Source organism: Burkholderiales bacterium (assembly GCA_035560005.1).
In the GTDB taxonomy this organism is placed as follows: domain Bacteria; phylum Pseudomonadota; class Gammaproteobacteria; order Burkholderiales; family Eutrophovitaceae; genus DASRFY01.
In genome coordinates this window covers 1-11,949 of record DATMAN010000005.1, presented here as the reverse complement: position 1 = coordinate 11,949, position 11,949 = coordinate 1, and the positions used below count along the sequence as shown (strand labels likewise).

The window sequence follows — 11,949 nt, the reverse complement described above, 5'->3', positions numbered from 1 at the left end:
CGCCGATGAAACTGCCGGGCGTCCAGTTTGCCAGGCCGATCCTGCCTCCCGACCTGCAGACCCGCGCAAGCTCTGCGGCCGCCTTCTCCTGGTTCGGGGTGAACATCACGCCGAAGGTCGAGACGACCACGTCGAACGCCCCGCTCTCGAAGGGCAGAGCCTCCGCGTCGGCCTCGCGGAACTGTACGGCCAGCCCTTCGGCGCTGGCCCGCGCGCGGCCGCGGTCCAGAAGCGCTTGCACGTAGTCGGTGGAAGTCACGTCGCACCAGCGTCGCGCGGCCGCAAGCGTGGCGTTGCCGTTGCCTGCGGCCACGTCCAGAACCTTCTCGCCCGCGCGCAGGTCGAGCGCCTCGCACAGCGATTCGCCGACGATCTGAAGCGTGGTGCCGACCACGGCGTAGTCGCCGGCCGACCATGCGGCCTGCTGGCGCGACTTGACTGCCGCAAGATCGACTGCGGGTGCGGCCTGGCCCAGCGCTTCCTGTGCTGTTGTCATGATTGTCTGCTCCTCATGTTCGAAGAAATCATTGCCTGCGCGGGTCGTCCGCAGGGTTCACATAGGTGATTCCCCAGGGGCCGATGCCGTTGAGCTGAACGATGACTTCGCCTTGCGTCCACGCGAAGTGATGGGTTTTCGGCTGCAGGATCATCATGCTGCCGGGCTGCAGCGGCATGGACGCCTGCGGGTCGAGCTTGTCGCCCACCCCCATGAAGAACGTCCCCGACAGCACGGTGACCCGCTCCACGGCCGGGTGCCAGTGCGGGGGGATCCTGTAGTTCGCCGGGAAGCGCAGGCGGAAGGTGAAGGGTTCGGCCTCGCTCAGACGGCCTTCGATGATGGCGATTTTCGCGCCGGGCGGCAGCGAGCCCACATCGCTCCATTTGAGATCGCCGGGAGTGACCATCCGGTGATCCGGCTCGGCCAGGGCGATCGAAACGCCTTGGAAAAGCACCGTGATCAGGGCCAGTGTCATCGACTTGAGCGCATCCATGCCTGCCTCCTTGAGGTGGTTGGTGGTAAAAATCGTCCAACGGCGGTTGACGCGGGGGATTGAACCGCGCGACGGGCGTACGGCGGTCACCGTAAGCGGGACAAATTGGGTGACAGAAAAGCGGGCTTGAGCGACCCGCACATCGGGCCGCAGGGTGGCTGGCTACCCGTGGGCCCTGCTGGAATCTTTTCTTGCGAATCAGCAAGTTGATTAGAATTGCCGCGACATCGATTGCAAGCAGGGATGCACGGCCGTGGATGAGCGCACGCACTCGTTCGGCTACTGGCTGCGACGCCGCCGAAAGGCGCTGGATCTGACCCAGGAGGAGCTCGCCGACAGCGTGAGCTGCTCGCGCGCCGCAATCCGGAAGATCGAAGCCGACGAGCGCCGTCCCTCCCGGCGTCTTGCCGAGCGCCTCGCCGAGCGCCTGGGGATACCAGCCGCGGAGCGCGGCGTGTTCGTGGAGGCGGCGCGAGCGCTGCGCCCTGCCGAACGGCTGCCGCTGGAGGCGCAACCGCTCGATCTGGGCGCTGCCGCCCCGCATTCGCCCGAAGCAGACCTCGGCTTTCCCCTCGTCGGTCGCAGCAACGAACTCGGACAGCTCGTCGGCCTGCTGGCGCGCGTCACGTCCGGCGAAGGTCACACTGTCCTGATCGAGGGAGAGCCGGGGATCGGCAAGAGCCGGCTCCTCCAGGAAATCGCCGGCTACGCCGCCACCAGGGGCATCCGCACCCTGCGGACCAACTGCTACGAGATCGAGCGCGGGATGCCCTATCAGCCGGTAATCGATCTCGTGACCCAAGCCGTGGGGCGATCCTCCAATGCCTCTCTGCGAAAGATGCCCGCGATCGCCGCTGCCGAGATCGCCGCATTGGTGCCGTCGGTTGCCGAGCGGTTCGCGAACCTCCCCGCCCTGTCCACGGACTTTCCCGAGTTGCGCCAGGCAAGATTGTTTCAGGCGATCGCGCGCTTGTTCGACGCGCTCGGCGGCGAACGGCAGCTTCTGGTCAGCGTCGACGACATTCACTGGGTGGACGACGCAAGCCGCCAGTTTCTGCACTATCTTGCGTGCAGGATTTCTGACCGGCCTCTGCTGCTGGTTTTCACATACCGTGGCGAAGAAGTGGATTCCGACGAGAGCCTAGCCGGCTTCGTCCAGAGCCTGCGGCGGGAGCCCCACACCCGGCACTTCCCCTTGGCGCGCCTGACGCTCGCCGATGCCGTGGCGCTGCTACAGCAGTCCGGCGAGCAAAGACTGCGTACCGCCGGACTGGCTGCCTGGCTGCACCGGGAATCGGAAGGCAATCCGCTGTTCATGACCTCGCTCCTTCACTCGCTCAGCGAGCAGGACGCACTGCCGGCAGCCGCTCGGGAGCGAGGTGCGGAGGACGCGGCTGGCGGCGCCCACCTGCTGCCGCAGGCGTTACGCGACTCGGTGCGAGCGCGCATCAGTCGCCTGCCGCGCGAGGTCCGCGGCAAGCTCGAGATCGCCGCCGTGCTCGGCCGGCGCTTCGACTTCGAGCTGCTGCACGCAGTGGCGCAGGAGCCGCAGGCGGTGCTTCTGCAAGCCATCGAGTTCCTTGTGCGGCGGCAACTCCTCAGGGAGGAAGAGGAGGCCGGCGTTTACGATTTCAGCCACGACAAGGTGCGCGAGGTGGTATACCTCGACATCGGAGTCACCCGGCGGATGCTGCTTCATCGCGCCGTCGCCGAGGCCCTTGAGCGCCACCCGGTCCTGGAAGTGCATGAGCGTACTGCCGGGCTCGCCGAGCACTACGAACGCGGGCAGGTCTGGTCGCGGGCCATCCACTCCATGGTGCAGGCGGCCGAGCAATCGCAGCGTCTGTTCGCGATGCGCGAGGCCCTAGGCTGGTTTGACCGTGCCGTGGCGCTCGCCGAGGCGCACCCCGAAGCAATGGACCAGCAATCGCAGCTTGCACTGATCGAGCGTCGCGGCGCCGCGCGCGCCCAGGCTGGGCAGACGGCCGGTGCTGTTGCCGACTTCGAGCGTGTGATCCGGATAGCGCGCAGCCGCGGCGCACGCGAGCACCTGCGCGACCTGCTGATCGAACTGGGAATGGCTTATCGACGAGCCGACGCCTACGAGCAGGCCACCGCCTGCCTGGACGAAGCGCTGGCCGCCTCGCGCGCCATGGGCGACGAGCGGCACGCGGCCGACACCCTGTATCACCTCGGCACAGTAGCCTGGAGCAACGGCCGCAACCACCGCGCGATCCAGTTTCACCAGGAAGCGGTCGAGATCTGCGAGCGCTTGCGGCTGACCGACCTTGTGGCCGTGCAGGCGTTTCATGGCCGGGGGGAAGCGCACTTCGCTAACGCCGAGCCCGCGGCGGCAATCGACTGTTTCACGCGATCCCTGGAATACGCGCGCGCGATCGGCGACAGGAGCTACGAGTCCGAGAACCTGATGATGATCGGCTGGGCGAGCATCGGGATTATGGGACTCGCGGACTACCGGCGCGCGCTCGAGTATTTCGATTCGGCGCTGCAGATCGCACTCGCGGCCGATCTACAGTGGCATCTCGGACCGACCTTCATCGGCCGCGATCACACGCGGGCATGCCTCGGCGAGTATCGCGCGGCTTGGGCCGGGCTCAACGAGACGCTGCAGAGCCTCGAGAGCCTGAAGCTCGTCCGCTACCAGATCATGGCCCACACCCTGATCGGCCAGTTGCTGCTTGACCTCAATCGCAACGAGCAGGCTGCAACAACACTGAAGCGCGGCTTGTCCATTGCGCGGGAGGCCGGCGTCATGTTCTGGCTGCCGGGGCTGGAAGCCGGTCTGGCCATCGCGCGCGTGCGCCGTGCGGACCTCGGCGTTCAGCGCGATCTCGAACGGGCGCTGGCCGTAGCGCGCGAGAACAGCGAGCGCCACTCGGAAGCGCGGTGCCTGGAGGCCCTCGCCGAGTTTCAGTTCCGGCGCGGGGATTCCAGCGCATGCGCGGGCGCTGCCGGCGAGCTGCTGGCGCTGGCTGAACCGAACGGATTGCGAGAGTTCTCTGTCATCGCGCTGCGCTGGCAAGCCGAGGCCTGGATGGAGGATGGGCGTCATGACGCAGCGCGCGAGGCGCTGGGGCGGGCGGCTGAACTCTCGGAACGAATTGGCCGTTTGCGACTGTCCTGGGACGTGCACCGTTCGCTTGCGCGGCTCGCCCGCCGAACCGGCTCGCGCCCGGAAGAACATCAACACCTCACCGCTGCACAGGACATCGCGGCGCGGATCGAGCGGGATCTCAGCGGATCGGAACTGCGCTTCGAGCCGCTCCCCGAACCTGCATAGAACGCAGCCGCGGGATCATTGGGCGTGCTCTTCGCAGGCAAGCCCGTGCCGCCTTTCGGCGTGAGCTGCGCCTCATCTCCCGGGAAGCGGGATGCGCTCGGTTTCGCCGGGAATGCGCCCCATCCGATCCGCTTCCCAGTCGGCCTTGGCCTGCTCGATTCGCTCCCTGGAGCTGGACACGAAGTTCCACCAGATAAAGCGCCGTGCGCCGAGCGAGGCGCCGCCCAGGAGCAGCGCCCGCGCGCCGGTCGGGCTTGCGAGATCGACGCTTTGACCCTTCGGCAACACGACGAGGTGCTGGGCAAGCGCCGTGTGTCCGCCAATGGTCAGCCCGCCATCGACCAGATAGACGCCGCGCTCTTCGTGCTCGGCGAGGACCGCGATCCGTGCCTTCGGAGAGAATTCCAGCGCCACGTACAGCATCGGGGAAAACACCTTGACTGGTGAAACCGCGCCGAACGCGTTGCCGGCGATCACGCGGAGGCGTACTCCGTCCTGCTCGAACCGGGGCAGAGTCGAGCCCGGATGGTGAGAGAAGCTCGGCATGGATTCTTCGAACGCTTCGGGCAGCGCGACCCAGGTCTGGATGCCGTGAAGCGAAGGGCCCGCGGGACGCTGTTGCGCCGGCGAGCGCTCCGAATGGACGATGCCGCGTCCGGCGGTCATCCAGTTCACGTCGCCGGGACAAATGACCTGGGCCGAGCCGAGGCTGTCGCGGTGGAGCAGCGCGCCTTCGAACAGAAAAGTCACGGTGGCGAGCCCGATGTGCGGATGAGGACGCACATCCACGCCGTGGCCGGCCGCAAGGCGTACGGGGCCCATGTGATCGAAGAAGATGAAGGGACCGACCATCTGCAAGGGATGACCCGGAAGCACCCGCTTGATCTCGAAGTCGCCGAGGTCGCGCACGCGCGGCTTGAGGACGACGAGACCTTCGCTTTCCATGGAGCCATCGTAGCCGCCGCGGCGAGTCGCCACAACCGCTCGCGGCCTTCGGTGCGGATTCGGCGGGGACGACTTTTCTTGACCGGTGTCAAACGCTGGGGCGCACTCGCGCACTAGACTCGCTAGGTGAGCCAATCGCAATCGAGGCAGGCAGATGACCAAGTCGTACGCCGAGATCACCCGCCGCATCAACCAGGGCATCCTCAAACTGCGCAAGGACGTGCCGGACGCGCTGGACGGATTCAGCGCGCTCGCCCGCGGGGCGATGAAGGCCGGCGCGCTGTCCGAAGTGCACAAGGAGCTGATCGCGCTGGCGATCGGGGTTGCCGGACACTGCGATGGCTGCATCGGCTTTCACGCCAAGAAGCTCGCGGCGCTCGGCGCACCCAGGGAGCAGGTCATGGAAGCGCTCGCCGTCGCGGTCTACATGGGCGGAGGGCCGTCGCTCATGTACGCGGCGGATGCGGTCCACGCGTTCGAGGAGTTCGCGCAGAGCGCCGCGCGGCAGCCGGCCTGACGACCGCAGGAGAACGCGCGCGCTGCGGCAGGCTCTAAAATACGCGCCCATCGAAGCCCGCGACCGCGACCGAAATGACCGACATTGCCAGCCACGCCAGACTGAAGGCCGCCGATTCGCAGCTGCCGGTCCGCTGGTACTTCGATCCCGCGATCTTCGCAATGGAACGGGAAGTCCTGTTCGCGCGGGGGCCCAACTACGTCGGCCACGAGCTGATGGTCCCGGAAATCGGCGACTATCAGACCATCGCCTGGCTCGAACACGGCAAGACCCTGGTGCGCACCGCGAGCGGCGTGGCGCTGTTGTCCAATGTCTGCCGGCACCGCCAGGCGCTGCTGCTTGAAGGCCGCGGCAACGCGCAGAACATCGTCTGCCCGGTGCACCGCTGGACTTACGACCTGCACGGCAAGCTGCTGGGCGCGCCGGACTTCGCCGAAAACCCCGGCCTGTGCCTGCCGGAAACGCCGTTGCAGAACTGGCACGGGCTGCTGTTCGCCGGGCCGCTGGACGTCAACCGGGCGCTCGCCGACTTCCCGCTCGCCGGCGACTACGATTTCTCGGGCTACGTCTACGAAAAGACGACGGTCGACGAATGCCCGTTCAACTGGAAGGCGTTCCTGGAGATTTATCTCGAGCTCTACCACGTGGAGTTCTTCCACCCGGGACTCAAGCGCTTCGTCGACGGATCCAACTACCAGTGGGGATTCGGCGACCGCTGGTCCTACCAGATCATGGGCATCAAGGACCAGTTCAGGCACCAGACTTCGCCCAACTACACGCGCTACCGCGACGCCATCCTCGCCTACAACGAGGGCAAGCTGCCCAAGTACGGGACGTTATGGTGCATCCTGTTTCCCAACGTGATGCTCGAGTGGTACCCGTTCGCACTGGTGGTGAGCACGCTGATCCCGCGTTCGCCGGAGCACACGACCAACGTCGTCGATTTTTTCTATCCGGAGGAAGTCGCGGCCTTCGAGCGCGAGCTGGTCGAGGCGCACCAGGCCGCCTATCTCGAATCCGCCGCCGAGGATGCGCAGATCTGCACGCTGTTGCATCGCGGCAGAAAGGGGCTGCACGCCGCGGGACTGGACGATCGGGGTCCGTACCATTCGCCGCACGAGGACGGCATGATCCACTTCCACGAGTTCCTGCGCGAAGAACTCGGCCTGCGCGAGCAGGCGCGCAGAATCGAAGGCTAGGAGCCGAGGATCTCGAAGACCGGGCCTGTCCTCGCCGCTCGCGCCTCAGTCATGAAGGCGGTTCGGTGATCGCGCGCCGGATCTCGGCGAGCGGCGCCTCCTCGTCGTAGTGCACCTCGCCCGCCGCAAGCGACACTCCAAGCTCGCGCCAGAGCCGCTCCAGGTCGAGCGGCATCGGCTTGTCGCTCATTTCGCGGTAAAGTTCCCTCAGCACCGAAGTTCCGGTGGCGCGGTCGCCGGCTGCCAGCACCTGTTGCACGCTCCAGGCCGCCGCGATGTTGCCGCCCGCCGCAACGATGCCCCGCAGCGCATGCTGCAGCCCCTTGCGGTTGCCGGTGCGTTTGCGGATCTCGATGTCGGCGAGCAGATAGAAGGAGGCGCCGCCCTAGTAGGTCCTTCCCCAGGTCGGCGTGCCGGCCAGCCCCCGGTCGCCCTCGCCCGGCAGGCCTTTGGGCAGTCCCGCGAGGAGGTCCAGCCACACGGACTCGGCGCGCAAGCGCCCGCGCTGCGCCCGTGCGATCGGCTCGACGTAGGTGGCCAGGCCTTCTTCCATCCAGTGATGATCGTGCGGCAGGAAAGGCATCGCGTGGTGGGTCAGCTCGTGCACCAACACCCAGTCGCGCTCCAGATCCGCGCGCGTGGAATCGCGCCCCAGGAGAATCCGGCTCGCCGCGCCACGATAGCCGTAGGTCGTGCCGCCGCGCACGCCCCGCCCGGGTACCGGCACGATCAGCAGCGCTGCCTCGCGCGCCGGCAGCGCGCCGAAGTAATGCGCCACCGCATCGGCGCACGCGGCGACCCACGCCAGGATCGTCTCGCGCGGCAGCGCCAACTCTCCGGGCGCAAAGGCCACCCGCAGCACCCGTCCACCGATCTCGATGCTGTCCGCTGATGTGAAAAATCGGGCGGCAATGACGCGATAATCGGGAAGAGGCGGGAGGAAACGGGAGGTGTCGGGATGGGGATAGTGGAAGAGGTTTGCGGCTAGTGCAAGTGCTAGGAGGTGTTCAGATGGTGCAGTGCGGCATGGACGGCGCGCACCACACGGAAGAGGGTCGAGCGGCTGATGTGGTAGGCGGCGCAGACGTCGCGCCAGTTGCGGCCATTGTACATGCGATAGATGGAGATGTCCCGATCAGCTAGGCGGAAGCAGGATACGCGGCCGTTCCAAGAACCCGTCGGGATCCTGATCCTGACACCACCGTAGACTTGCGCGATCCGCTCGGCGGCCTCTCTGCCGAGCTCGAGCGCAGTCAGGTCATCGAGCGTGGTCCTGGTGCTGATGATCGAGGCGACGTGATCAGCGAGATCGCGCAGAAACTCAGGCGCGCGGGCGACACCATAGCTCGATGCCGACCGCGTCTGGTTCACCGACGAGACCATGCCTTGAGGCCCTCGATCACCGCAGCGAGCTGCTCGCTACTCATCCATTCGAGGCGTTCGATTCCCGTGACTCGCCGACAAAACGCGGCGAGTGCCTGACTGCTGGCGTCCGAGATCAGCCCACGGTCGCGCAGATCGAGCCACAACGCCAACGCCTTGCGTGCCACTGGATCGTGCGCGTGTCTAGATTGTCTGCTGCGCTGTGGCCGCCAGCCGCGCGACTTCAGGTGCTCAATCACGCGACGGCGGCCTGCGAAGTCCAGATCTGCAGCAGAGCGCACACGGGCGAGCGTGAACAGCATGTCGCGATAGGTGTCCTCGTCGAGCTGCAGAGCTGCCTTCGCAATATGGATCTGCGCCAGCTCGCGTCTGCGGCGCTGCTCAGCGTTCGCCCGCATTGTCTATTGGCTGGACGTTCATCAGCAATCCGTGCATGCGCGCCTGATCTCCGTGGAGAAACGCGCGCACCAGGTTGCGGGCGCCGACAGCATCTGGCCACAGACCAGCCTGCTGCGCGAAGTGCGCCTCCAATGCCAGTTCGAGCTGGCTCTCATTGAACACCCACACCACACTCATCGCTCCTTCTTTCCAGGCGCTCATTTACGTGCATCTATTTGCGTCTCGCTTGGCGCGTGAGGGTGACGTGCGTGCGCGCTTGCCGTCATTCACGCCAATGCATCCTCATCGGCATCCTTGAGCAACGCGGCGACGAGCTTGTCGACCTCGCCGTCTGTGGCGCGCACGACGACTTGGTCGCCTGATTCCACGACGGTGCAACCCAGCTTCTTGAGTGTCGCGACGTCCAGAGATTCGAGACCCTCCTTGCGCGGCTTCTTGCGCACGATGAGCAGTTGATCGAGCATGGCCTGATCGCCGGCGTAGAGCTTCTCGATGCGGGAGACCACACCCTCTTCATCGTCCCACTGGATGCCGCCCTTGCCCTTCTGCCATCCGACCTTGATCCCATGCAGCACGAGCGTGCGCGGCCGGACGAAGAGATGCGCATTGCGCTCCACAGCCATCATCAGGCGCGACTCGGCGTCGCGCGCTGCGGCCACCGCCTTGCGGATTGGCGCCAGATATTTGCGCATGATGCGGGCTTTTTCGTTTTCGAGCTCGTTGACCAACTCGATCAGCGTGCCGCGGCGTACGGAGTAGTCACGGGCCAATTGCTCGATGTGTTCGATGGACATCTCCATGTGTCTCCAGGCGAAGCTGCCCGAGTAGATCGGGCAGCGGGATGTTGGCGAGGCGCGAGACCTTGCGCAGTTCGTGCAGCGCGCGGGCGCGGTGAAAGGCGATCGTGCGCAGGAGTTCTTCGGCAGATGCTGCGATGTAGTAACCTGTCGATGGGTGGCCGCAGATCGCAGTGCCGTGTTCTTCGATCGCCTCGGAGATCAGCGTGCGCAGCCGCCGCTCGCTGCAGCCTAGTTGCGCTGCGAGCTCGGCGGCACGGATGCCGCGTGCCTCTCCGACGCGGCGCCCCAGCGCGGCGATGAGGTCGTGTACGGTCGGCGGGAAGACTTGGCTGGGCACGGCTTGCTATTTGAGCCTCGCATCCTTCAGCGCGTGGCTGATCTCGCGGCGCAACCGATAGAGGCGCTGCGGGTCGAGAGCATCGATCAGCACGCCTGCTCCCGAGATCGATATGCGTCCGTCAGCGCGCGTCTCATGCGTGAATTCTGGCGCCTGCGGCGCCTTGGAAGCGGGCCGCGCTTTCACCCGCGGCGCAGCCTGGCTCTGGCTCTGCAGCGCGATCGCGGCGAGACGTTGCGGAGGCGGTACGGGCACCCCATGCGCTGCATAGAGCAGACGCGCCTCGGCTGCGGGCGCCCGGATTCTCTGGATCATGCGCTGCGCGTACAAATCGTGCAGCGCAAGCGCGACCGGAGCCGGGTTCTGTCCCATGTTCAGCCTGGCCGCGATGGCACGCGCGCCCATCCATCGGCGGGCTGCACCGAGCAGCGCGAGGCACTGCGCACCGAGATTTGCATCTGCGCTCACGAGCGCATGTCTCCTTCTGGACGCCGGCGCGCATGGCGTGGCCAGCAGCGATGGTGCATGACCTCGACGCACGCGCCATCCGACACGCGCATCCGACGGCTCGCAAGCAATCGCTCCAGCGCGCGCGCCTCGGCATCCAGCCGGCTTTGCACGTCGCGCTGTGCGCGCAACAGTGGCTGGTGTTCCGGCTCTGCGAAGATGACGGCGCGCAGGATGCGCTCCGGATCTTCCAGAAACTGCGCAAGCGACACGCCGTACTCCCGGATGCGCGGGTTGGCGATATAGATCTCGCCCCAGTGCCGCAGGTAATACTCGGGCCAGGCGGCGGGCATCATGTGCCGCTCCTGCGCACGAGATTCACGACCTGACGCTGTTTGGCTGCCGCGGACAATGCATCCAGCCGCTCGAGCAGATAGCTCCTGGGCCGGATACGCTCGACCTTCATTTCGTGCGCGAACGGTTTGCCGTACCGCGCGCGTGCCTCTTCCAGATTGCGTGCATTGCTCATCGGGTGGTACCTCGCATAAAAAATGACCCTACAGCGCCTCAATCAGAGCACGGTCGATCCTGGGCGCGCCGATCTCTGCGGCCTCATTGAGCGCGCGCGTGACGAGCCGATTGACGACCAGCGGATACAGTTGCGAGAGGACGTGATCCACGCCCCCGGGGCCGCGCCGGCGATCGGTGAGCCGCGCCCGGATGGCGTCATAGGCATCCTTGGCGAAGATCTCGTCGAGCTGCTTCCCCACGCGCCGGAACTTCAGCGCGAGATAGTCTTCGAGGTTGCCGTCGAGGGGCTCGAGCTGCGCGATTTCGCATCGCCGGATCACCTCGCGCGCGGCGTAGTTCTGGCGCTCGTCGAGCAGGCCTCTGAGCTCCGGTTGACCTATCAGGATGATCGCCAAGAGTTTCTTGAAACCGTGCTCTAGCTCCCAGAAGCGCTTTAGGTGCTTCAGCGCCGGCACGGTCAAGTCGTGCGCCTCCTCGATGATGAGCACATGCGAGGCGCCAGCCTGTGCGGAGCCCGTGAGCAGCCGCTCCACCTGGCGCGCCTTGGCTTCGAGCCGCATGCGCGGCGTCTCCTTGGAGACATCGCATATGATGGCATCGCAGATCATTCCGGCGGTGAGCGCGCGCTTGTCGATCACCCGCGGCTGGATGACGACGATGTCCTCGTTCTTCACGCGCTCGATCAGGTCGCGCCGCAGCGTGCTCTTGCCGCTGCCGGACTCGCCGATCACGGCGAGGAATCCGCCGTGCCTCGCGGTGTGGTACATCGCCTCGCGGATGTAGCGCTGATCGGCCGCGAGGAACACGTCCTCCGGGCCGGTGACGTCGTTGACGAACGGGTCTGCGAACAGCTGAAAGCGCTTGCGCGCCTCGGGTGTGAGCATTTCGACCTCCACGGGAGCGATATCTGGACTGTCTGTGCGGGCGCGCGCAGACGGACGGGGTCTGGCGTTGAAATACGGATCGCCGCGTTCTTCCGGCTCGAAGGCGATCGCGATGTCCTCCTCGCTCACGCCGCGCGCGCGAAGAAACTGGGCGGTCTGTTCTTCGATGGATTTGCGCGGCGTGCGTCGCGGCCACTGGTTCCAGTTGAGGAGG

At 66.2% G+C, this 11,949-nt stretch carries 17 protein-coding genes; 3 read left to right on the top strand and 14 right to left on the bottom strand.

Features of this window, described 5'->3' with window-relative positions:
- Positions 1–496, bottom strand: a 496-nt coding sequence (locus tag VNM24_00420) for a methyltransferase domain-containing protein (GenBank protein HWQ37062.1), incomplete at its 3' end; no start/stop codon positions are given.
- Between the two features lie 28 nt (positions 497–524).
- Complete coding sequence (locus VNM24_00415; GenBank protein ID HWQ37061.1) at positions 525–992, bottom strand: cupin domain-containing protein; 468 nt, start codon at positions 990–992, stop codon at positions 525–527.
- A 253-nt stretch (positions 993–1,245) separates the two neighbouring features.
- On the opposite strand from VNM24_00415, the gene VNM24_00410 reads away from it, so the two are divergent.
- On the top strand, positions 1,246–4,293 hold the full coding sequence (locus VNM24_00410; protein ID HWQ37060.1) for an AAA family ATPase: 3,048 nt from the start codon (positions 1,246–1,248) through the stop codon (positions 4,291–4,293).
- A 72-nt stretch (positions 4,294–4,365) separates the two neighbouring features.
- Here the strand turns inward: VNM24_00410 and VNM24_00405 are convergent, their stop codons facing one another.
- Positions 4,366–5,238, bottom strand: a complete 873-nt coding sequence (locus tag VNM24_00405) for a pirin family protein (protein HWQ37059.1) — start codon at positions 5,236–5,238, stop codon at positions 4,366–4,368.
- A gap of 154 nt (positions 5,239–5,392) precedes the next feature.
- Between VNM24_00405 and VNM24_00400 the strand changes: the two genes are divergently transcribed.
- A complete protein-coding gene (locus VNM24_00400) occupies positions 5,393–5,755 on the top strand; it encodes a carboxymuconolactone decarboxylase family protein (GenBank protein HWQ37058.1) in 363 nt (120 codons plus the stop codon).
- 74 nt (positions 5,756–5,829) lie between these two features.
- The gene (locus VNM24_00395; GenBank protein ID HWQ37057.1) at positions 5,830–6,954 is read left to right on the top strand and encodes an aromatic ring-hydroxylating dioxygenase subunit alpha; all 1,125 of its coding nucleotides are present in this window, start codon (positions 5,830–5,832) and stop codon (positions 6,952–6,954) included.
- A 49-nt stretch (positions 6,955–7,003) separates the two neighbouring features.
- Here the strand turns inward: VNM24_00395 and VNM24_00390 are convergent, their stop codons facing one another.
- The 11 genes from VNM24_00390 to VNM24_00340 form a co-directional block, all read right to left on the bottom strand.
- Complete coding sequence (locus VNM24_00390; protein ID HWQ37056.1) at positions 7,004–7,204, bottom strand: hypothetical protein; 201 nt, start codon at positions 7,202–7,204, stop codon at positions 7,004–7,006.
- A 135-nt stretch (positions 7,205–7,339) separates the two neighbouring features.
- Positions 7,340–7,816, bottom strand: a complete 477-nt coding sequence (locus VNM24_00385) for a hypothetical protein (protein ID HWQ37055.1) — start codon at positions 7,814–7,816, stop codon at positions 7,340–7,342.
- A 134-nt stretch (positions 7,817–7,950) separates the two neighbouring features.
- Positions 7,951–8,337 (bottom strand): Mor transcription activator family protein, encoded by a 387-nt coding sequence (locus VNM24_00380; protein HWQ37054.1) that lies wholly within the window; start codon positions 8,335–8,337, stop codon positions 7,951–7,953.
- Entirely contained in the window at positions 8,322–8,735 is a 414-nt protein-coding gene (locus VNM24_00375) for a regulatory protein GemA (GenBank protein ID HWQ37053.1), read from the bottom strand. The genes VNM24_00380 and VNM24_00375 overlap by 16 nt, the downstream gene beginning before the upstream one ends.
- Positions 8,719–8,937 (bottom strand): hypothetical protein, encoded by a 219-nt coding sequence (locus tag VNM24_00370; GenBank protein HWQ37052.1) that lies wholly within the window; start codon positions 8,935–8,937, stop codon positions 8,719–8,721. Before VNM24_00370 ends, VNM24_00375 begins: the two co-directional genes overlap by 17 nt.
- Before the next feature lie 65 nt (positions 8,938–9,002).
- Positions 9,003–9,530, bottom strand: coding sequence for a hypothetical protein (locus tag VNM24_00365; protein HWQ37051.1), 528 nt, complete (start codon positions 9,528–9,530; stop codon positions 9,003–9,005).
- Positions 9,496–9,873, bottom strand: coding sequence for a hypothetical protein (locus VNM24_00360; GenBank protein ID HWQ37050.1), 378 nt, complete (start codon positions 9,871–9,873; stop codon positions 9,496–9,498). Before VNM24_00360 ends, VNM24_00365 begins: the two co-directional genes overlap by 35 nt.
- A 6-nt stretch (positions 9,874–9,879) precedes the next feature.
- Entirely contained in the window at positions 9,880–10,341 is a 462-nt protein-coding gene (locus VNM24_00355) for a hypothetical protein (protein ID HWQ37049.1), read from the bottom strand.
- Positions 10,338–10,676 (bottom strand): hypothetical protein, encoded by a 339-nt coding sequence (locus VNM24_00350; protein HWQ37048.1) that lies wholly within the window; start codon positions 10,674–10,676, stop codon positions 10,338–10,340. The genes VNM24_00355 and VNM24_00350 overlap by 4 nt, the downstream gene beginning before the upstream one ends.
- Entirely contained in the window at positions 10,673–10,849 is a 177-nt protein-coding gene (locus VNM24_00345; GenBank protein HWQ37047.1) for a hypothetical protein, read from the bottom strand. Before VNM24_00345 ends, VNM24_00350 begins: the two co-directional genes overlap by 4 nt.
- Positions 10,850–10,877: 28 nt before the next feature.
- The coding region (locus tag VNM24_00340; GenBank protein ID HWQ37046.1) for an AAA family ATPase at positions 10,878–11,949 on the bottom strand (1,072 nt) is incomplete at its 5' end.

Excerpts from the sequence above, each read along its gene's own strand:
- VNM24_00400 (HWQ37058.1), top strand. The coding sequence starts at position 5,393 with ATGACCAAGTCGTACGCCGAGATCACCCGCCGCATCAACCAGGGCATC.
- VNM24_00370 (HWQ37052.1), bottom strand. The coding sequence starts at position 8,937 with ATGAGCGCCTGGAAAGAAGGAGCGATGAGTGTGGTGTGGGTGTTCAAT.
- VNM24_00350 (HWQ37048.1), bottom strand. The coding sequence starts at position 10,676 with ATGATGCCCGCCGCCTGGCCCGAGTATTACCTGCGGCACTGGGGCGAG.
- VNM24_00395 (HWQ37057.1), top strand. The coding sequence starts at position 5,830 with ATGACCGACATTGCCAGCCACGCCAGACTGAAGGCCGCCGATTCGCAG.
- VNM24_00345 (HWQ37047.1), bottom strand. The coding sequence starts at position 10,849 with ATGAGCAATGCACGCAATCTGGAAGAGGCACGCGCGCGGTACGGCAAA.
- VNM24_00375 (HWQ37053.1), bottom strand. The coding sequence starts at position 8,735 with ATGCGGGCGAACGCTGAGCAGCGCCGCAGACGCGAGCTGGCGCAGATC.
- VNM24_00415 (HWQ37061.1), bottom strand. The coding sequence starts at position 992 with ATGGATGCGCTCAAGTCGATGACACTGGCCCTGATCACGGTGCTTTTC.
- VNM24_00380 (HWQ37054.1), bottom strand. The coding sequence starts at position 8,337 with ATGGTCTCGTCGGTGAACCAGACGCGGTCGGCATCGAGCTATGGTGTC.
- VNM24_00405 (HWQ37059.1), bottom strand. The coding sequence starts at position 5,238 with ATGGAAAGCGAAGGTCTCGTCGTCCTCAAGCCGCGCGTGCGCGACCTC.
- VNM24_00365 (HWQ37051.1), bottom strand. The coding sequence starts at position 9,530 with ATGTCCATCGAACACATCGAGCAATTGGCCCGTGACTACTCCGTACGC.